This is a genomic window from Gammaproteobacteria bacterium, assembly GCA_029880545.1.
Classification (GTDB): domain Bacteria; phylum Pseudomonadota; class Gammaproteobacteria; order Acidiferrobacterales; family SZUA-150; genus JAOUOD01.
The window spans coordinates 1-19,877 of record JAOUOD010000001.1; the positions used below are offsets into that span (position 1 = coordinate 1).

The following is a 19,877-nucleotide window of genomic DNA, read 5'->3' on the forward strand; positions in this document are numbered from 1 at the left end:
TCATAGATTTTTATATAGGCCCAGGAAACCACGCCAAATTGAAAGACGTTAGTGATGTAATCCGCCAACAACATGGTAACTATCCATTCATCATCCAGTGGGTACAGGGCGGAGACGCGGGTGATTTCAGAGGTAACACCTGCAACGTAGGGAGGAACAAGTGTGTAGTAGATGGCATCATACGCGGTCCTGACATCTTCTTCGGTTATGAAGTCCTGGTAGGTTCCCAACACCAATACCCCTGCAATCAGGTTATCCCGCAGTATCGGTGATTTCACATCTAGGTATCGCTCTATCAATGCATTGGACAGGTTTTTCAGCCATAAAGGATCGTCTGGAAATGTTGTAATAACATCCACGGTTTGCAGGCTGATGCTGTGGGTTTCTCCGGTTAACATCGTTTCAACTTGCTGGATCAGGCCCGCGGTGGTGTCGTACCAGCTTTCCAGCTTGCGGAAGCCATCGTTCGCGGTGAATGAATAATGCAAGACATTATTATACGTGACGCCTTCGACCGTCATGCTCAGACCGGTTTCGATGATTTCCTTGCCGTGCACAATCATTCCGTCCAGGAACGCAATGGCCGGTGCTTTTATCCCGCTGATATAGGCGCGATGCTTCAGGTCCACTTCATGCTGGTAGATGGTGTCACTGGACTCAGTAGCTGTCTGGTGTGCCAACTGGTGTTCGCTTTTCGTGGTATCGATACTGTAATAACGAAAATCGTTGGCGCCACCGTTAGTACTGGTGGCGGCCAGCCATATCGGGTCATGACGAAACTTGATCTGGCGCGAATAACGAACAGCCGTACCCGGTATGGTATTGGTGCCATCAAAATAGTTATATCGATACGACCAGCGGCGGCCATCCTGGAAATTCAGGTAGTCGGTCCAGGTAATGGCGGTGCCCTTGATTTTGAGCAAGGCCCGGGCGACATGCCAGCGCGCATAGTTTGCGCTGACCAACGGCTGCGGATAGGGTCCCATGGCATTGGTCAGCGGCGTAAGCGTAGTAATGGCGCTGATGACGTCCATATCCTGTTCAAACTGCAGTGGTGTTTGGTCGAAATTAATCTGCATGCCGATAGCAGCATCGTTCATTGCGTCGGATATGAAAATTCCGTTATCGAGGTTGTTGCGGGTATAGATGGTGCCCTGGCTTAGTTGTCGATCCATGTCGATGGACTGGAGGAAACGGGCAACGTTGGTGATGCGGTTACTGACGGTCAGGTCATTGGCGGCCGGAAGCCCGTTCGGGTCCAGATCCCAGAGATAAACTCGCGCTGCACCAGGCGTCCGGCCCAGGGAGATATCGCCGATGAAAAACTCGACTTCCTCACCGTCGTAGTAGCTGAACACGCCCTGGTAGCCGGTCTTGCCGGTCAAGGTGGCGGTCCGGTATCCGACCCCCTCGATGAGATCATTTTCGCCATAGTGAAATGCGCCCTGCATGATTGGCGGGCCCACCAGCACCGCCGAGTACTGCAGCGATGCTTCGTCCTCATGTTCCAGGGCGCAAGCGGAAAGCAGCAGCAGGCTGGGAATCAAAACCAGTAACAACAGCAAGCGGGCGACGGTGATTTTCATGGGGTACCCTTATTATTGGCGTCGATGCAGCTGCCTGGATCGTGGTAGCGCGTACCCGGGCAACGCTTTGACAAACGCCACGTTATTATAATTGGGGTTAGGTGGTAAAGCCGCCGAAACCGTTAAAGACTGGCTCGCCTGCCTTCGATCCTGCAAGCCGATGGCGTTTGCAACGACGGCAAGCTGCCGGTAGACACAGTCACACCGGCTGATCCGGGCACCTTATCCTGATGTTCCGACTCTCCTTGCCGGGCTGAATATCGTGTTTTCTCAATTAGATAGCCGTGCTTTTGCAGATTTTCACTTGCCAATCCCGGGCCAGATTGCCACACTAGAAAAAAGCCGCCACGGATTGGCTGCAAAATGCGCATCGGATGCCGCAACTAGAATGAAATAATAATGCCCGCCGGTCTTTAAAGCGGGACTCACGCCACTGGTAATGGAGTCGAGGGTGAGATTGTCGAGCAGCGATTCGTCTGCCGGCAGCGATCAGGCGTTCTACGCCGAGCTGTTGCGGGCCTATTTCGACAGCACGAACGACGCGATTTTTGTCCTTTGCGACGAAATGAAGTTTGTCGCCTGCAACCGGGTTATGCAGGACTGGCTTGGCCGGAAAGAGGACGAACTTACCCGGCACAATCACCGCTTACCCATCACCGAGCTTTTACCCTCCATTGATTCCGGCGGCGCGTTTCGTACCGGTTTTGCCAAGGCTCGGGCCGGCGAAACCGCGCGCTTCGCCATTCATATTGAACCGGAACGGCGCCCGACACGCTGGGTCGAGATCAACATGCGACGTGTTGATGTTGAAGCCGGTGAATTGATTATCGCGGTTTGCCGCGACATCAGTGACCGCAAGGCCTACCTGGATGCCATTGAACAGCGGGCCACCCGCGACCCGGCTACCGGCCTGAACAATCGCCAGGTGTTCCAGCATCACATTGACAGCGTAATCAATAAACTGGAACCGTCTCAGTCGTTGGCCATCACACTTCTGGATATAGACCGGTTTCGTGACATCAATGAAAGCCTGGGATACCCCGTGGGCGACTCACTGCTGAAGCTGGTGGCCAGGCGCTTCCGTGATTTCCAGGGCAGCCACCCGGGAACCGATATCGCCGGCCTGGGCGGTGATCGCTTTGGCGTGATTTTCCGCGGCCACCAGCAATATGAATTTGCCTTGATGGCCCAGGCCCTGCAGGCCTACCTGTCGGAGAACATCGATAGCCCGGCCGGGGAACTCATTCTGGACTTTACCGTTGGCATGTCGATTTTCCCCAAGCACGGGAATGGTGCCGAAGAGTTGCTGCACAAGGCCGAGTCGGCGCTGCACTCGGCCAAAACGCACCATAATCGGCTGGTGATCTACCAGCCCCAGGGCATCACGGCCAGTGTCGATCACGTGAAACTGCGTGTGGAACTGGAAAAAGCCATTCGCAATCACCAGATCAAGCCTTACTACCAGCCCATCATCGGCACCCGCACTGACACGGTGCGCCTGGAGATTCTCGCCAGGTGGCACACCGAAAGCTTTGGCGAAATCGAACCGGATGAATTCATTCCGCTGGCTGAACATACCGGTCTGATTAACGACCTGACATTCTCCCTGGCACGCCAGGCCCTGACTGAATGCCTTCCCTTGTATGACGATGGCACAATCAGCAGCCTGTCGCTGAACGTATCGCCCTACAGCCTGAACAATACGCGTTTCCCCGGTCAACTGGCCAAGCTTCTCGATGAATTCCAGCTGGAACCGGAACACCTGATCCTGGAATTGACCGAGGGCTCGATCCTGCCCGACTCGCTGGCAGCAACGGCGGTGCTGCAATCACTGGGTATGCTGGGTTTTCGACTGGCGGTAGACGACTTCGGCACAGGTTATTCGTCACTGGTGCGACTCAAGCTTTTGCCTATTGCCGAAATCAAGATAGATCGCTCTTTCGTTGAAAAAGTACACGAGAACAAGGATGACGAAGAAATTGTTCGCGCCGCGGTTTTGCTGGCGCATGGCCTGGGTCTCGAGGTTGTTGCCGAGGGTGTTGAACGGGCGGCGGCTATCCCGCTGGTTCGGGACATGGGTTGTGACTATCTCCAGGGATACCTGTTTTCGCCGGCTCGCAGTATTGCCGACATACGCCAAACCATTGACCGGATTCGTGGCCAATATCTCAGCTTCGATGACAAAGCCGTACCCGAACCCGGCGAACCCTGATTTATCACCCTTCTACCCGATAGCTCGGCGAACACCGGGCTGAATGTTGAGCAGGATCAAGGACAGCGGCGTCCGGTTCTGATAAGTATGCGACATTGCGAAGGGGAATCCATTATGAGCACCATGACTGTAGTAATTGTGCTGGCCCTGTTAGCGACGGTCGCCTCCCTTGCATGGGGTATTGGCTCCATGGCCCACGGCGGCGATTACGATGCCCGGCACAGCACCCAGCTGATGACAAGCCGCATCGTGTTCCAGGGAATTGCTGTCCTGTTACTGATCGTGGCATTACTTGCCGGACTGTAACGCCAGCAATCGTTCACACGCCGGAGACAAGGCCCGCATGTGAACCGCGACCGTGCGCACTGCTTCGCAGGCCTACACACGCTTGCGGAGCTATCCCCCTTTTGCCCGCCCCCAGCGGGCAAACTTTTGTCCGCTCATCCAACACTGCCATTACACAGTATGGCAGGCTGCGCACAGGTCATTCTTGTTGGGGCCAGTAGTTAACCACCGACTGGATCGACATTGGTCGGGCTCGGGCTGGTCCATAAACTGGTTCATGGCGTCCGATTGTATTTGTCCGCCAGCCATGGCCAATTGCGTTTTTCGTTCCTGGTGACAGGATACGCAACTCACCTGGCCTTCCACCAGCCGCACGCGCGGGTTAAGCATGGCCGGGTGCACATAGCTGCCGGGTTTTCGGCTGGCATAGGTTTCGTAGTCCATACCCACAGGGTGATTAACCTGTTTGCCTATGCGGTTGAACTGCATTGGCGCTTCGGCACCCTTGATATCTATTTGCATGCCGTGGCTGCCGTTATGGCATTGCATGCATTGCGCGGTCGATGAATCCGTTCTGACAAGTTGCTCCGTTCCGGGCGCTGTCCGGACCTGGGGTGCCAACAGCCATGATTTAATCTTGGCTGCCAACCCACCGGCGTGAGCCGACTGGACAGAAAGCAGGAGTACAAACAGGGTGCTGCTCAAGAAACGGATTGCGATCATAGGGCCCTCTCAAAAAAAGAAACACTGGCTAACCTTGTTCGCCCAAAAGACCCACCGGTTAAGTAAACTACTGTTACGTCCTCACGGTTACATCATTCAAAAGATATTTTTTGCCAGGATCGCTACGAGTTACGCTTCTATTCATGTCCATTTCAATCAAATCAATGTACATTGATAGACAGACTTGTTTCATGAGTTGCGATGTGTTGTTACCATTGGCTGGCCTGCCATTTCCGGATTACTGATCACCATGAATGATTCCATTGCCAAACGCTGGTTGGCCGAAGCTGAACGCACCGCCAACAGCAAGGATCTAGAAGGTCATCTAAACCTGATATCACGCCATGTCAGCCTGCAAGGTGTGCCCGGCTTCGACAATATTGATTACGATGCCTGGGCGGCACAATGCCAACACGAGTTTGAAAACAATATCCTCAAGTCAGTTCGCTATGACGGCTTTAAGCTTGTTGCCGACAGTGGCAATCGCGTCATGTTCAAGACCTTTGAAACGGTTGAAGCCCATGACGGCACGGTGAATGCCCAGGGCGTGGAGATGCTTCTGGAGCTGGAGCCCGACGGCAGCTGGCGCCTGGTCCAGGAACGGGTGTTACCCGACGATGAAACCGAACATGATGGCCTGTTACCGACCAGGGACTAGTGTTGTTGCCTGGCCTGCTAGTTGAACAACAGGTAGTCGGTATTGGCCCGAATCTCTACATGAAAGTGATCATGATGCGCCCGGTTGTAATGAGGCGTGAGGATCCAGTGAAACAGGTCTTCCTTTGCCGTATCACAAATAAAGTTTCGCAGGTAACGTTGCTTACCGGACTCATTCTCCGGTGATGCACACACTTCGGCACGAGGCCGGTGATCCTTCCAGTCCCGCAACACTTCATATTGTTTGCCATCCCGGGTAACCATGCGCGCAATATCCAGCGCCAGCGCATAGTGATGGCCACTGGTATTACCACGACCACCAATACGGGCACCGGCGGCATGGGCACGCATATGGTAGACAGTGGCGATATTGTATTTTTTGAATACCGGCGACATACCGATCAAGGCCGCCACCAGTCGACAGTCCATCACGGAAAACTTTTTCGAGCTGCCGGTATGCTTGTAGCGCACACCATCTATGGGCGAAGTGATTCTTACCGGGTAACTGACATCCCCGACTTTGTCCAGGCGCGTGTACTTCACGTTGTGCTTGTCGAGCAGGTCAAAACATTCCTTTTCGTCAAGCTTGATCAGTCGCAAGCCGTTCATGCCCAGGAAATTGTCTGCAAGGTACATGGGATCACGAAAGCGTTCCGCCGGGTCCGCGCCCTTTTCACGCACGAGGAAATCGATGTACGCCTGTAACGCTGCGGCGCGCTCCGGTTCTGCGGCATCCAGATAATAGTAGGCCGCCATCAGCGTCGTACGATTGCGCACATCCTTGCTGTTATGGTCGGCGCCTGCCTGCACCAGGGCAATCGCGTTCGTGCCTTGCCCGGCATTCAGCGCTTCATGCACGATGTTGTTACCGAAGCTTGCCAGGGCACCAGGATTGGCGCCCTTGCTGACCAGGAATCGAATCATTTCTGCGCGATCAGCCTGTCGAACCACCCTGAGCAAGAGGTTGCTCATGCCGTTCTCGTCAACGGGCAAGCTGGCGCCGTCGTCCAGGGCTGCTTTCAGTTTGGCAACATCACCCGTATCGAGCGCGGTATCAAGCAACTGCTCGGCTGCAAAAATGCGGTCAAAGGAATCGGCTTCGGACAAGGGCAGGACATCCACCACCATACTCCAGCCGTAGCTGAAGTAAGCCTTTCCGCCGGTCTCCGTCTGCCTGAGTATGGTAATCCCGGTATCGCTGTCCCATTCCGGTTGCTGGAGTGCGCCGGATTCGATGCGCTTTCCCAACAGGCGCACGGCAACCGTTTCGCCGGCCTCGAGGTTGCGCTTTTCGATAATGGTTCGTACCCGCGCGAGGTGGTCGGCGGTACTCATTCGGGCCAATCCGGCCTCGGCCCGGCTAATGGTCCGCACACCCTGGTAGCCGGATCCATATCCCATGCCTGGCGATGTACCCGATCCGGAATCCGGGCTACCGGCGCAAGCGGACAACAAAAAGGCAATGGCTACAGTGACCGGGAACCAGCGCTGAACATGACGATACACGACACAACTCCAGGGCGGTTGATTCCGCCTATACCGACAGCATAGACGGCTTCTGTACCAAATCCACATTGAAGTTGTGATTCCTGGGGATGGAAGATTTTTTGCTCAAAATGCACTAGCATTGCGCCTCGTTTTTGCAGGTGGTATGTCGTGAACACAATTAATTTTCAGCCCGGTCAGCGATGGATCAGCAATACGGAGCTACAAATGGGCCTGGGTACAGTGTTACGCACAGATCACCGGGTGGTGGAAATCTCGTTCCCGGCCACAGGCGAAACCCGCATTTATGCCAAGCAGACGGCTCCGTTGACACGTGTACGTTTTTCCGTCGGCGATGCCATTCATGCCCAGGACGGGCGGACCATGAACGTCGCGCGTGTTGAGGAAGTCCACGGCCTCATCAATTACCACGGTAACGATGAACACGGCGAGGCCTTGATTATCGCTGAAGGCGAACTGAATGACCTGATGCAACTGAACGGTCCGGCCGATCGCCTGCTCACCGGCCAGATCGACAGCCGTAAATGGTTTTCACTTCGGCGACAAACCCGTGAACACATACATCGCCTGGCCAAGAGCAGCCTCTATGGCCTGGTAGGTACGCGTACCAGCCTGATTCCTCACCAGCTGTACATTGCCCACGAAGTCGCCAATCGTCATGCGCCACGTGTATTGCTCGCCGATGAGGTGGGTCTTGGCAAAACCATTGAGGCCGGCCTGGTCATCCACCACCTGTTGCTCAATGAACGTGCGCAACGCGTCCTGGTTGTAGTACCCGAAGCCCTGGTGCATCAATGGCTGGTGGAAATGCTGCGCAAGTTTAACCTGCTGTTCAGTGTATTTGACGAGGAGCGCTGTGAAGCAATCAGTGTTGACGCTGAAGATCCCGATACGGCGATCAACCCGTTTGAAACCGAACAACTGGTACTGTGCTCGCTGGATTTTCTTACTGCCAACGAAGATCTCTATGACCAGGCGCTGTCCGCACGATGGGATTGCCTTGTTGTTGATGAAGCCCATCACCTGGCCTGGTCACCGGAACACAGCAGTATTGAATACGACTGTATCGAACAACTGGCGCTCAGTATTCCCGGCGTATTGCTGTTAACGGCGACGCCGGAACAGCTGGGGAAAACCGGCCATTACGCGCGATTGCGGCTGCTTGATCCCGACCGGTTTCCGGATTTTGCTTCCTTTGCCGAAGAACAACATCACTACGCGCCCATTGCCGACACGGTCGATAACCTGGCGGCCAATACGCCGCTTACCGACGCCAGTCTCGCGGTACTAAACAGCACGTTGGCCGAAGGCGATAACCGCGACTACCTGGCCTGCGTGCTGGATAACGATGCCGATGAACAAGCCAGGGACCATGCGCGGGCACGGCTGATTAATCATTTGCTTGACCGCCACGGTACCGGTCGCGTGTTGTTTCGCAATACACGTCACGCCATTACCGGTTTCCCGGATCGACGCTTGCATGCCTATCCGCTGCCCCTGCCGGCAGCTTATGCCGACATGAACCGTGCCATGGATGTTGGCACCGAAGAACTGGCGCAGTTGCCGAACATCTTGTTATGTCCTGAACGCCTGTTTCATTCGGCAGAGCGCGGCCAGCGTTTCTGGCAGGATGTTGATCCACGCCTGCCCTGGTTGCTGGACAAGCTGCAGGCGCTGCACCCGGACAAGGTTCTGCTTATTACTGCTCATGCCCAAACGGCACTGGATATTGCCGCCTGGCTGCAACAACAATCCGGCATCCATGCAGCCGTTTTTCATGAACACCTGAGCATCATCGAACGCGATCGCGCGGCGGCATTTTTTGCCGACAATGAAAAGGGCGCGCAAGTGCTGATTTGTTCCGAGATTGGCAGCGAGGGCCGCAACTTCCAGTTCTCACATCACCTGGTATTGTTTGACCTGCCGCTCAACCCGGATCTGCTCGAACAACGGATTGGCCGACTTGATCGTATCGGCCAACAATACACCATAGATATCCACGTACCGTATATCGAGGACAGCGCCCAGGCGGTGATGCTGCACTGGTACCAAGAAGGACTCCAGGCTTTTGAACATCCATGTACTGTCGGCACCAGCGTTTTCAGCGACACCGCTGACGAGTTAACCACATGCCTTGTCCAGCATGACGAAACCCGCCTGGCCACGCTGGTTGATCGCACACGCGCGCTGTACAACCACTACAATTCCGAGCTGCAACACGGGCGTGATCGCCTGCTGGAAATGAGTTCGTGCCGTAAAGTCGAGGCCGAGCGACTGATTGACGAGGCTTTGGACCTCGGGGACGAGAAGCTGTTGTCCGCATGGCTCGACAAGGTATTCGACAGCCTCGGTATAAATTCGGATATTCACAGTCACACCAGTCTTGTCATTACCCCGGGCGAACACATACGCGCCAGCCTTCCCGGGCTTGATGAAGACGGGTTAACGGTCACCACCAATCGTCAAACTGCGCTCAGCAACGAGGATATTGAATACCTGAGCTGGGAACACCCATTGGTTCGGGCTGCCATGGACACGGTAGTCAGCACCGAAATGGGCAATACCTCGATGGTGACGATCAAGCACAGCGGCCTGGAACAGGGCACGTTGCTGGTAGAGTGCCTGTACAGTCTTGAAACTGCCTACAGCCAGGTTGCTGATAGCCGTCGCTATCTTCCGGAATCCGGGATCCGTATTGTCATTGATCACCAGGGCAATGATCGTTCCGCGTTGCTTGCCGATGAGATCATAGAAAGCACCCAGTCACGCATTGGTGGTGAAATCATTACCAAGGTGATCCAGATGCACGGTGCGACGCTGCGCGACATGCTTGGTCGATGCAAGGCGCTCGCCAACCAGCAACTGCCTTCGCTGGTCCGGGACGCCAGGCAGCGCGCCGAAACCGAGTTCCGTCACGAGATTGACCGACTGGTCGCACTGCAAACCGTCAACCCGAATATTCGCGATGATGAAATTGAATACCTTCGCGTTGTTGAATCCGACATGCTTCAGCGTCTTGATGAAAGCCTGGCACAACTCGATGCCGTACGGGTAATGATAGTCATCTGATCCGGGGCGTCGGCTTGCAACCGTGGCGCCGGGGGCGTACAACGGTGCTGACTAAATCGATACATGTATTAACACGGAGGTCAGCAATGAGCAGTCACGTATACAAGATTATTGAAATTGTTGGATCATCGGAGAAAAGCAGTGACGATGCCATACAGAACGCGGTCGCCAAGGCTTCCGAATCACTGCGTAACCTGGACTGGTTTGAAGTAATTGAAAGCCGCGGTCATATAGTTGACGGCAAGGTGGGTCACTACCAGGTCAAACTGAAAATTGGTTTCCGCCTGGACTGAGTAACAACATCCGGCCGGTGAAACAGGATCCTGCTTCACCGGTCCTGGACGCGATGCCTTTCATTGCGGCCCAGGCAGCCGTTGCGATAAAAGCTCCCGAACCGCCAAAGTCATGCGGCACCCGGTCCAGTAAACGGTCCCCGATCGGTTTCAGTATTCTCGTCGACAACGCCGAAACTGGAAACACTGTTGGACAGTAACGGTATTCGACTGGTCGACCAGCCACAAAATCCCTTCAGGTCCCGCCAGATCCGGTAGCCCGCAGCCATGCCACGGTCGTCGAACAACTATCATCGTCAGGTTAAGCGTATTGAAACTGGCTACGATTACGGTTTCTAAAAAGATTGGCGGGAAACCGTTGAGCTTTCCGGATCAACCACCCGAATAACAACGGGGCCATGGGCAGGCAAAAATCCACTGGTGTCACCCCCAATTGCAAACTTTTTGTAAAATCATCGTAAAAAACTGTGTGATTTACGGGTGATTGTATATCGGGAGCGGGCGCCTCCCCTATAATAGTTTCTACGTAACCTATACATTTATAGTCAGGACGACCTGCCTTTATAACCATATGAACCCGGTTGACAGAAATTTTCGGGAGCAGGTCCACCTGCTGTTTCAAGCCATGCCTATCTCGGTGGTCGGCACGTTTTTGGGCATCGGGTTCATGGTTCCGGTCATGTGGCCGGTAGCCAACACGTCGTTACTGTTCGCATGGGTTGCGGTGTTCGCCCTGATCACGATTGCTCGCGCTGTTCATGCGCTGCATTTTCTTAAAACGGAACATTCTATTGTCGATTTCCGGCCATGGGCCTGGCAATTTGCGCTCGGTACTTGTGCCGCCGGCTTGCTGTGGGCCATGACCAGCGTTTTACTGGTTCCCAAGGATGATGTAATAAGGCAAATCATTCTTTCGTTCATGCTGGCCACAACCTGCGCCGTGGCCATTACCAATATTTCCAGTATGTTGTGGGTTGTGCTGCTGTTTATCAGTGTAGTCATGATTCCGCTGGTTATGGTGTTTCTGGCGGCAAAACACGAATACGCCAACCTGATGGTAATGCTGACTACATTGGCAACGGTGCTGTTCATGCTTGGCGCAACGCGCGCAAACCGTTCCATTATCGAAAACATACGCTATCGCCTGGAAGCGGAACTGAGCGCACGCGTACTGGAGCGATCGCAACAGCGACTGAAGATGCATATTCAGCGCACACCACTCGCGGTTATTGAATGGGATCCCGATCTCAATGTCACCGCCTGGAACAAGGCGGCCCAGGACATGTTCGGTTATACCGAATCCGAAGTGCTCGGACGCAATGGCATTGACCTGCTGGTACCGAAGCATGCCGCAGGCCAGGTTGTCGACGTCAAGGATGACCTGTCCCATAACCAGGGCGGCTTGTACAGCGTAAATGAAAATATCACCAAGGACGGTCGCATCATTCTTGTCGAGTGGTTCAATACCACGCTAATCGATGAAAATAGCAAGGTTATAGGCATGGCTTCGCTGGCGCACGACGTAACCGATCGTGTACGGGTTGAGAAATTCAAAAATGAATTTATATCGACTGTCAGTCACGAATTAAGGACTCCACTAACTTCCATGCGAGGCTCGCTTGGCTTGGCGCTGGGCGGGGTGGTTGGCGAACTCAATGGCGAACTGAAAAACCTGGTCGGTATTGCACACAGAAATGCTGAACGGCTGCAGCGGCTTGTTGATGACCTGCTGGATGTTCAAGGCATAGAAGATGGAAAACTTGAATACGTATTTGAAGACACGGATCTTACCGGCCTGATATTCAGGTGCCTTGATGCCAACAGTGGCTATGCGCACCAGCGCCACATAAACCTACGCACCAATTGCGATCGAGGCAAACAAATCATCGTACACGCTGACAAGAGCCGGATGTTACAGGTGCTGGATAATCTCGTTTCCAATGCCATCAAGTTTTCGCCACTTAGTGGTACGGTTATCGTAGGTCTGGAAGAATTTTCCGCCATGGTTCAGATTTACGTCCGCGACCAGGGACCAGGCATCTCCGACGAATTGCGACCACGCATCTTTGATCGCTTTACCCAGGGGGATGGTACCAGCACCCGCGAATTTGCCGGCACCGGCCTTGGGCTCAGTATCGCCAAGGCGATTGTCGAAGAACACGGTGGTGACATAGGCGTCGACAATATTGAAACGGGCGGCAGCCGGTTCTTCGTCAACCTGCCACTCAATCGCGGCCCGGAAAAACCGGGTTCCGGCACGGATGAGCATTCCACCGAAGTCGATTGAACACGCAATTTTGTTTTACGCAGCCCAAATGGAAAAGCCGGGGCTGACCCCGGCTTTTAGCTCATCACATCAGTCGTGATTCGTATATTTTATGATTTACCTATTAGCTGCATCCCTTTGGACGCGGCAGGCCTGCAATCTTGTTGGCACACTTGATCAGGCCGGTTGGAAACAGTGAATAGATGTACTTCTGGCTGCTACGATCATCGCCATATTTTTTCTTCATCAACTTGGAGAACAAACGCGGTTCGGCAACAGTGCCGTACTCGGCGAAGTATTCCCGGGCGGTGACGATGATGTCCCAATGCTCCTGGGTCAGCTCCGGAATATTTTCCACCTCAGCGGCAATCTTGTTTGCCACTTCTTCGGTCCACTCATCAAGGTTGTTCAGCCAGCCGGCTTCACTGAGCTCGACGGTGCGGCCATCCGCTTGCACTTGCATGATGTTCTCCTCAATCGAAATATTGCAAAAATACCTGAGCAATTCTATCAGGTATTTTTGGCCTGTCAATATAAGTTTTTACTTATATTATTGCCGGGAAGGTACGAAAAAGCCCGATTCAGCTACGACGGCCGATTTTCTAGATTAACCAGCTGTGCCAAAGCGGCAGGGTCACCAGGCTGAGAGCGGTGGTGACCGTTACGGCGGCGGCATACAGGGCAGTATCGAGGTTAAAACGGTCACAAATCACGAGCCCAATCACCATGCTGGGCATGGCTGTTTCCATAACCACGGCGGCACGCAACTCTCCGGTCAGGCCAAGCACTGTTGAAATTCCCAGCACCACGGTCGGCAGGATAAACAGGCTCAACAGGACCACCGGCACCAGCGCCGGCAGCAATTTCCAGCGCGACCGCCCCCATTCCAGGCTTAGACCCAACGAGATGAGCATAAGCGGTACCACGCCACGCTCGAGCAGACTCAACCAGCCCTTGATGATCGGCGGGAAAGGCACATCAAACAGGTTTAGCATCACCGCCAGTACCGCCGCCCAGATGGCCGGGATGGTGAGCAGCTGCCGGTAGATTTCCCCTGGCGCAAGACAGGCTTGACCAAACCGGGCAGCGAAAATCACGCCGACGGTGAATAATAACGGTGTACATGCAAAGACATCGGTCTGGATTGCCACCGCGCGCGCCCACGGCCCGAATGTCGCCTCCAGTACCGGCAGGCCCAGGTAAGTAATATTGGGGAACGCCGAGGCCAGGATCACGGCGCCGGTTACCGGTGCATTATTGCTGCAGACCCGGCAGGCGAACGTGCCAAGCAACAAGCCGGCGAAGATACCGCCGGCAGCAGACAGGGCGATCCAGACGGTGGTTGATCCAAGCTCCACGGTCCACAACACCGATAACACCATGGCCGGTAGCAACAGATAGTAGACCAGCGACGTCAGTACCTTGCGGGTATTGACCGGGTCCAGGCCGGCGGGTTTCATTTGCCGCCAGGCTACGCCACACAGAATCAGGCCGGTCATTTGCCAAAGAACATCAAGCATGGCGCCTGGCCTCAGCTTCGATAAACACACGCTTTACTATACTGAATTCTTTCTTGATTGAAGCGTCGAGCCAGGCATTGGCGGTTTCCATGTCCCCTGCTTCCAGCTCGTCACGGAAATCCAGGCTGACATTAACCAGGATAAACTCCGGTCCCATGTGCATGGTCAATACCTCGTTCACATGGTCAACTTCCGGCATAGCTGCAGCCAATTCCTGAATTCTGCCTACTACCTCGGGTGCTGCGCTTTCGCCGATCAGCAAACTTTTGGTTTCCCAGGCCAGCCAGATCGCCGTGCCCGCCAACACCAACCCGATTATCACCGAGGCCGTGCCATCAAAAACAGGGTTTCCCGTATAGTGCGACAGGCTTATGCCAACCAGCGCCACGAGCAACCCCAGCATCGCCGCCGAATCCTCGAACAACACCACGAACATGGTCGGATCCTTGCCCCGTTGCACCGCCTCGATATAACCCAGTCCACCCTTGGCACGCCTGAATTCTGTCAAAGCGAAATACCAGGCGAAGCCCTCGAACACCATCGCCAGCACCAGGACAATATAACTGATGGTCGGGTCACCCAGCGGGCCAGGGTTCAGGATATGGTGCACACCCTCGTAGATAGACACTCCGGCACCCAGGGCGAAGATCAGAATCGCGACAACAAAACTCCAGAAATAGATCTCCTTGCCATGACCAAAGGGAAACCGCGGCCCGGCCGGTTTGCGTGACTGCTTCAGCCCATGCAATAACAACACCTGGTTGCCTGTATCCACCAGGGAGTGGATGCCCTCGGACAACATGGCCGAACTGCCACTCACTCCGGCGGCGATAAACTTGGTAACGGCAATGGCGGCATTGCCCAGCAATGCCGCGATAATCACTTTCCTTGACGAGGCTGACATGGGTCTCCCGCGAACTTTCGCCGTTTGTGATCGTGTTTATTGATGCCGATCAAGGCGAAAAATCGTAATTCATACTACTTTTTCAGCGATAATGCTCGTTATTGAGAGCAGTGTCTACCGAGATCATCAAACACAAAAACCCGCTTCTCGGCAGCGTATCCACTGATCGCAGGATCAATATGAAAGAGGACGCAGCCATGACCAGCCACAGTTTTTTTGACAGTCGTCACCCGATTTATCACGGTTCAGGCGAAAGACCCGTAAGACACAAACGCATCTTAAGGGAACATAACCAGGATCCCTATTTCGCCGAGCAAAAGTTGAAACAACCCGCAGTCTGTCATGATTGCGGTGCGATCTATGAAAAAGGTCACTGGCGCCTGGGCCGGAAAACGTCTTTCCCGGAAAATGCTGCCAGCGTAACCTGTCCGGCCTGTCAACGGATCCATGACCATGTCCCGGCGGCTTATCTGCGCATCAGTGGCCGATTTGTACGTGAACATGAACGGGAGGTGGCGGCAATCATTCGTCATCGCAGCCAGCACGAGCTGCGTGAACATCCCCTGAAACGCATCATGGGTATGGAAATTCGTGCGGATGACCGCGTCTACAGCTTCACTGATGGCCGGTTGGCGCGCGACATCGGTGAAACATTACACAACGCTTTTGGCGGGCAACTGGACCTTAGTTACTCTGACCGTAGCGCCATTACCCGCGTGCGCTGGCGTCGCGATAACTGATAACCACGATTACATGCCTGCGGTAAACACCAGGAATTATCTCCCGGGACTGGGCTACGCACCCTCGGAACCCGTATTGATCAAGGAAAGTAGTGATGAATGCTGCACCGGGATACAGACTGGTGCGGCATTCATTGCTGGCTTACACCGCGCTGCCAAACCCCGGGTCAGCAGCACCTGCCGGTGCATCGAGTCCGGCCAGGCGACAGCCTTGCGCGATCGGCCCCTTGGGTAACAATGTATATAGATAGCGAATCCCGCCTTCAGCGTGAAAATGCTCATCCAAAGCATCGTGCAATTCACGTACGTTGATGCGCCCTCCCTGATGGGCAACGTAATACGCCTGCAAGGCACAAATCACGTCAAAATATTCACTGTTCAGCTTCAGGCCATCAGCTGCTGCCACGGCCTCGGCGATGCCTCGATGCCACTCGCGGGGTGCATCGGGAAAATCCGGGTCAAAACTTCGACGGTCCGCGCCCGGGTGGAGGATTTCTTCCATTGTTTGTGGAACTTCTGAATTGAACTCCTGCATTGGTCTCTCCTGGATTCAAAAAGATGATTGAGACATACAAAAACGAATACCCATGCGTTCATTATCTGGATATCGGTATAAGTACAGTATCGGTGCAGATGTAATTGATCTCAACGACACCAATACTGTGGATAAAATCGTCTTAAATAAGTAATTAAATTGACTTGCGGTAAAACCAGGACTGGAAAACGCTTTGCAAGACGATCTGCCTTGCGGGGGTTAATTAAAGCGATTGTTATTGGCGGCGTAGCGCCGCACATGATCAAAAAATGCTTCCCTGGTATCGGCATTCACCAGGTCGTCTTCACCGGCAACCGGGATTCCCGGCAAACAGTCCATGATGCCGGCGGCGTGAATACCTCGACCATTAGTGGCAACCTGGATTCCGTTTTCAAACACCGCGGCGTTGTCAACGCCACAGCTCGGTGAACGTTGTTTGAACACGTAACCACACAGATTCGGGTACTGGCTGGCAATGGCACGTGCATAGTCCTGAAGTGCCAAGGTGACATCAAGCCCGGGATTTGCGACACCGGTTGCGCGAACCGGGCCGCGAGAATTGACAAGCTGAATTGGCGGACGTGGTACGCCCATACCAATGGCGACTTCAGGGCACAATGGCAATAATTGGAAGTGCTCAGTCAGCAGTCGGATGATTTCGTCATTACGCTTGTGTTCACCGTCATAACGAACAGGTTCACCCATAAGGCAACTGCTAATTCCGATTTGAATTTCGGGATACGCCAACTGGATTTCTGCAGCCCCCGTGTCAGGCAACTCGTGTGGGTTTAACCCGATCGGGAATAGTGAAGCCACGCCCGATCAAGGTAACGCTCATGGCAATACCTAACGACGATAATCCTGCTGGTATTGTCCCTGGCCTTTGTATCGATAGTAGCTTGGTGGAATTTTTTTGCCAACTTTCTCGACCGCTCCGGCTATTGCAGCCCGGATTGCATCTTCCATGGGGGAATTGGCATACATGCCCAGTTCTCCCCCCAGGCTTACGCCTCGAACATAGTGGGAAGCGGCAACACTACCGCCCCAGTTAGATGATTTAACCCGGATCGGAATTGAAACCAGGATACGACGCAGTCGGATATCCACCAGCTTCACATCCATATTCAACTGGGCGACCTTTCTGGAAATACCTACATCGCCTAACAAACCGGTCGTGATTCTTCCTACCGATCCTCCGCCAGCGCCGGCATCAGGCTCGAACGCCGTAATGGAACCTATCACCATAATATCGGCGCCTTCCATAAGGCCGGCTTGTGGTCCTGAACCCTTTTCCACGTATCCGGAGTTGGCCATATTTATCTCCTGGGCCAGCTCCTTTACTTCATCCTGGTTGGCGAGAACAATCAGATTTTCTACATTGCTCAATGATGTCGACAACATATCGCCTATACCGTTTGCGGCACGGTTGCTGCAATTGCTGGCCTTGCACTTGAATCGCCCTACCACGATTCTCGCCTTGTTACCCTGGTATACTGCATTACCTTCCAGGTCTCCGGCAATCTCGCTGCTGCTTGATACCGTCGTACATGCACTCGCCAAAATCCCGACCAAGGCGATCAAGACCAGATTATTCAGCAGATTTCTTGTTTTCATTTGCAAAGTCTCCATGACATCATAAAAAAATTACGGTCAAGTTTCAGGCCCGGGCCCGACAACAACCATTGATCAGGCAGGCATTGCCGTATTCATGGGCCTGGTCCACAACCGGCTCCACAAGGCTGTGCAGAACTGCGTTGTGAACAGGATTGTTGTCTGGCTTGCGATCATTTCCATGTTCTGTGCGTTCCGGTAACGATAATTATCGTTTGGTTTTTTCCCTGTTTTGCCTCATTCCCTGAGCTGCTGTTACAGACGCGGGCCGACTCGTTTTTATCACTGGAAAATGTACGCCCGGGAGATTTGGCGAAACAGAATCATCAGGATCACGCGAGAATCTTGGGGCCGCCGGGGACAACTTCAGAACCGCGAATAATCACTACGATCTGAAGTTGCCTTCATTCCGGCAACACTCCTTCAAACTTCCTAATAAAGCGTCAGCACAGTGTGCGTATTGACGGCATATTCAACGCCATCTGTGAACACATTGCCAAATACACCGCGATACTGGAAACCATTCCTGGTGTAGTCCGCCCAGGAACCGCCCGCCGGCAAAGCATAGGAGTTCAGGATAGGCAAACTGAGCTGGATCGCCGAGATTCCCCACGCATTGTCCCAACCGGTTACACCCGAAAGATCGGGCAAGGTATACGTGTAGGTTCCGCCCAGCCATGCGGTGGTAAAACTTGCGTGCCACATCGGCATGCTGCCCAGTCCACCATAAATCACACTATGGCCGGCTGGCTGGCTGTAATAGCTGTCTGCATAGGCAGACCAATCGGTTGTATACATCTTGTAAGGGGTCGTTGCTGCAATCGATACAGAGTGGGTGGGTGCAACTCCCGTGGGCACGGTTACTGTCTGGCTGACCGGATCCTTGAACCCTATATAGCCCATGTTGGCTGTGATTTCACCCGCAGCCATTACCAGATCAGTTACGCCAATCCAGTGGCCATCGGTATTCAGCTGCTGGGCTAATGGTACGCCGGCGAACGCGGTTCCGTTTCCGGTATTGGCCTGGATTCTTGATCTTGTCATGGTTTCAAATGTGGCGGAGATGCCTGTATAACCGCCGACCACGGTTATGCTGGCCACAGCTGCGGCAGGAAATGCACCAGGCCCGGCAAAATCTATGCTCTTGTCGGTGCAACTGGCGATATCACGCTCTATATAATACCGGGACGGAACTTCGGGGGCTGCCTCGGCAACGCCACCGAGGGGTGCGCCCTCAATCCCCAGAATATCGCCTCCATAACAGCTGATTGAACCGGATATATCCGTGACTCCGACAATGGCGGCCAGATCACCTGCGGCACCAATATCGCCCCAGGCGACCAGGGCCGAGTTCCCTGTTTGCCGATTAACCGGAGTGACAACAATCGTGGATGGAACAACAGGATCATCACAGTAGGCCGGTATCGGCAACCCGATGGACGAATAATCGGCAATGGTCATGTGGTGTATGGTGATCAGGGTATCGCCAGTTTCACGCGTCTGGCATTTATATGCGATACCGAATTTCCCTTCAGCGTCTGATACGTCAAAGCTGGAACCGGTCAACGGCTGCCAGGTGTTACCGATGCCATCCTGCCAGGCCAGCCAGGTGCTGTTGGTAACAACATCCACCGTGGTGCCACCGCCAGGAGGAGGTGGAGGAGGTGGAGGATTGATCGGCAAGACATCATTCGAACTGTCGGATGAAGGACCGCAAGCAGACACGGCAAACAATGTAGCAATCAGGAACAGCATTTTCATAGCCAGGCCTCCGTTTGTATTGGGTTCAGGTTCAGCTGGTTGAAGATGTTCAACCCTGCCCGGGCTACCACCATCAAACCTTGCTTGATTCTTTGTTATATATTTTTGGCTTCGACCCGGGCGCTGATATTCCGCCAGCCCGGTTCGCGTGGCCCGACATGAATAGTAATATTACGGATTTACAGATGATTTACAGGTGGGCAAAAACA

General features: G+C 53.9%; 17 protein-coding genes. 7 read left to right on the plus strand and 10 right to left on the minus strand.

From position 1 onward, the window contains the following. The coding region (locus OEZ10_00005) for a hypothetical protein (GenBank protein MDH5631351.1) at positions 1-1,586 on the minus strand (1,586 nt) is incomplete at its 3' end. A 451-nt stretch (positions 1,587-2,037) separates the two neighbouring features. Between OEZ10_00005 and OEZ10_00010 the strand changes: the two genes are divergently transcribed. Together OEZ10_00010 and OEZ10_00015 are read left to right on the plus strand one after the other, a co-directional pair. Continuing rightward, the gene (locus OEZ10_00010) at positions 2,038-3,798 is read left to right on the plus strand and encodes an EAL domain-containing protein (protein MDH5631352.1); all 1,761 of its coding nucleotides are present in this window, start codon (positions 2,038-2,040) and stop codon (positions 3,796-3,798) included. 114 nt (positions 3,799-3,912) lie between these two features. Further along, the gene (locus OEZ10_00015; GenBank protein MDH5631353.1) at positions 3,913-4,104 is read left to right on the plus strand and encodes a twin transmembrane helix small protein; all 192 of its coding nucleotides are present in this window, start codon (positions 3,913-3,915) and stop codon (positions 4,102-4,104) included. 150 nt (positions 4,105-4,254) lie between these two features. On the opposite strand, the gene OEZ10_00020 is transcribed toward OEZ10_00015, so the two are convergent. Next, positions 4,255-4,806, minus strand: coding sequence for a hypothetical protein (locus tag OEZ10_00020; GenBank protein MDH5631354.1), 552 nt, complete (start codon positions 4,804-4,806; stop codon positions 4,255-4,257). 250 nt (positions 4,807-5,056) lie between these two features. On the opposite strand from OEZ10_00020, the gene OEZ10_00025 reads away from it, so the two are divergent. Continuing rightward, complete coding sequence (locus OEZ10_00025) at positions 5,057-5,464, plus strand: hypothetical protein (GenBank protein MDH5631355.1); 408 nt, start codon at positions 5,057-5,059, stop codon at positions 5,462-5,464. Positions 5,465-5,481: 17 nt separating this feature from the next. Here the strand turns inward: OEZ10_00025 and OEZ10_00030 are convergent, their stop codons facing one another. Next, on the minus strand, positions 5,482-6,969 hold the full coding sequence (locus tag OEZ10_00030) for an extensin family protein (GenBank protein MDH5631356.1): 1,488 nt from the start codon (positions 6,967-6,969) through the stop codon (positions 5,482-5,484). A 150-nt stretch (positions 6,970-7,119) separates the two neighbouring features. Between OEZ10_00030 and rapA the strand changes: the two genes are divergently transcribed. From rapA to OEZ10_00045, 3 genes are all read left to right on the plus strand, one after another. Beyond that, positions 7,120-10,038, plus strand: coding sequence for an RNA polymerase-associated protein RapA (rapA, locus tag OEZ10_00035; protein MDH5631357.1), 2,919 nt, complete (start codon positions 7,120-7,122; stop codon positions 10,036-10,038). An 86-nt stretch (positions 10,039-10,124) separates the two neighbouring features. Further along, complete coding sequence (locus OEZ10_00040; protein ID MDH5631358.1) at positions 10,125-10,331, plus strand: dodecin family protein; 207 nt, start codon at positions 10,125-10,127, stop codon at positions 10,329-10,331. Positions 10,332-10,956: 625 nt separating this feature from the next. Next, a complete protein-coding gene (locus OEZ10_00045) occupies positions 10,957-12,618 on the plus strand; it encodes a cell wall metabolism sensor histidine kinase WalK (GenBank protein MDH5631359.1) in 1,662 nt (553 codons plus the stop codon). A gap of 103 nt (positions 12,619-12,721) precedes the next feature. Here OEZ10_00045 and OEZ10_00050 read toward each other — a convergent pair whose 3' ends face one another. The 3 genes from OEZ10_00050 to OEZ10_00060 form a co-directional block, all read right to left on the minus strand. Then, positions 12,722-13,060 carry a TusE/DsrC/DsvC family sulfur relay protein gene (locus OEZ10_00050; GenBank protein ID MDH5631360.1) on the minus strand — a complete coding sequence of 113 codons (339 nt, stop codon included), beginning with the start codon at positions 13,058-13,060 and terminating at the stop codon, positions 12,722-12,724. A 139-nt stretch (positions 13,061-13,199) separates the two neighbouring features. Next, the gene (locus tag OEZ10_00055) at positions 13,200-14,117 is read right to left on the minus strand and encodes an AEC family transporter (GenBank protein MDH5631361.1); all 918 of its coding nucleotides are present in this window, start codon (positions 14,115-14,117) and stop codon (positions 13,200-13,202) included. Continuing rightward, positions 14,110-15,021, minus strand: a complete 912-nt coding sequence (locus tag OEZ10_00060; GenBank protein MDH5631362.1) for a cation diffusion facilitator family transporter — start codon at positions 15,019-15,021, stop codon at positions 14,110-14,112. Before OEZ10_00060 ends, OEZ10_00055 begins: the two co-directional genes overlap by 8 nt. A 179-nt stretch (positions 15,022-15,200) precedes the next feature. Between OEZ10_00060 and OEZ10_00065 the strand changes: the two genes are divergently transcribed. After that, on the plus strand, positions 15,201-15,761 hold the full coding sequence (locus OEZ10_00065) for a BCAM0308 family protein (protein ID MDH5631363.1): 561 nt from the start codon (positions 15,201-15,203) through the stop codon (positions 15,759-15,761). Positions 15,762-15,903: 142 nt separating this feature from the next. On the opposite strand, the gene OEZ10_00070 is transcribed toward OEZ10_00065, so the two are convergent. The 4 genes from OEZ10_00070 to OEZ10_00085 form a co-directional block, all read right to left on the minus strand. Next, positions 15,904-16,296 (minus strand): TusE/DsrC/DsvC family sulfur relay protein, encoded by a 393-nt coding sequence (locus OEZ10_00070; protein MDH5631364.1) that lies wholly within the window; start codon positions 16,294-16,296, stop codon positions 15,904-15,906. Positions 16,297-16,515: 219 nt separating this feature from the next. Then, the gene (locus tag OEZ10_00075) at positions 16,516-17,112 is read right to left on the minus strand and encodes a DUF523 domain-containing protein (GenBank protein MDH5631365.1); all 597 of its coding nucleotides are present in this window, start codon (positions 17,110-17,112) and stop codon (positions 16,516-16,518) included. 30 nt (positions 17,113-17,142) lie between these two features. Next, positions 17,143-17,910 carry a CsgG/HfaB family protein gene (locus tag OEZ10_00080; GenBank protein MDH5631366.1) on the minus strand — a complete coding sequence of 256 codons (768 nt, stop codon included), beginning with the start codon at positions 17,908-17,910 and terminating at the stop codon, positions 17,143-17,145. Between the two features lie 429 nt (positions 17,911-18,339). Beyond that, positions 18,340-19,668, minus strand: coding sequence for a hypothetical protein (locus OEZ10_00085; GenBank protein ID MDH5631367.1), 1,329 nt, complete (start codon positions 19,666-19,668; stop codon positions 18,340-18,342). Between the last annotated feature and the right edge of the window lie 209 nt (positions 19,669-19,877).

What these genes read in the sequence shown, in the direction of transcription:
- OEZ10_00015 (MDH5631353.1), top strand. Translation starts at nt 3,913, where the DNA reads ATGAGCACCATGACTGTAGTAATTGTGCTGGCCCTGTTAGCGACGGTC.
- OEZ10_00020 (MDH5631354.1), bottom strand. Translation starts at nt 4,806, where the DNA reads ATGATCGCAATCCGTTTCTTGAGCAGCACCCTGTTTGTACTCCTGCTT.
- OEZ10_00025 (MDH5631355.1), top strand. Translation starts at nt 5,057, where the DNA reads ATGAATGATTCCATTGCCAAACGCTGGTTGGCCGAAGCTGAACGCACC.
- OEZ10_00040 (MDH5631358.1), top strand. Translation starts at nt 10,125, where the DNA reads ATGAGCAGTCACGTATACAAGATTATTGAAATTGTTGGATCATCGGAG.
- OEZ10_00045 (MDH5631359.1), top strand. Translation starts at nt 10,957, where the DNA reads ATGCCTATCTCGGTGGTCGGCACGTTTTTGGGCATCGGGTTCATGGTT.
- OEZ10_00050 (MDH5631360.1), bottom strand. Translation starts at nt 13,060, where the DNA reads ATGCAAGTGCAAGCGGATGGCCGCACCGTCGAGCTCAGTGAAGCCGGC.
- OEZ10_00055 (MDH5631361.1), bottom strand. Translation starts at nt 14,117, where the DNA reads ATGCTTGATGTTCTTTGGCAAATGACCGGCCTGATTCTGTGTGGCGTA.
- OEZ10_00060 (MDH5631362.1), bottom strand. Translation starts at nt 15,021, where the DNA reads ATGTCAGCCTCGTCAAGGAAAGTGATTATCGCGGCATTGCTGGGCAAT.
- OEZ10_00065 (MDH5631363.1), top strand. Translation starts at nt 15,201, where the DNA reads ATGAAAGAGGACGCAGCCATGACCAGCCACAGTTTTTTTGACAGTCGT.
- OEZ10_00070 (MDH5631364.1), bottom strand. Translation starts at nt 16,296, where the DNA reads ATGCAGGAGTTCAATTCAGAAGTTCCACAAACAATGGAAGAAATCCTC.
- OEZ10_00080 (MDH5631366.1), bottom strand. Translation starts at nt 17,910, where the DNA reads ATGAAAACAAGAAATCTGCTGAATAATCTGGTCTTGATCGCCTTGGTC.
- OEZ10_00085 (MDH5631367.1), bottom strand. Translation starts at nt 19,668, where the DNA reads ATGAAAATGCTGTTCCTGATTGCTACATTGTTTGCCGTGTCTGCTTGC.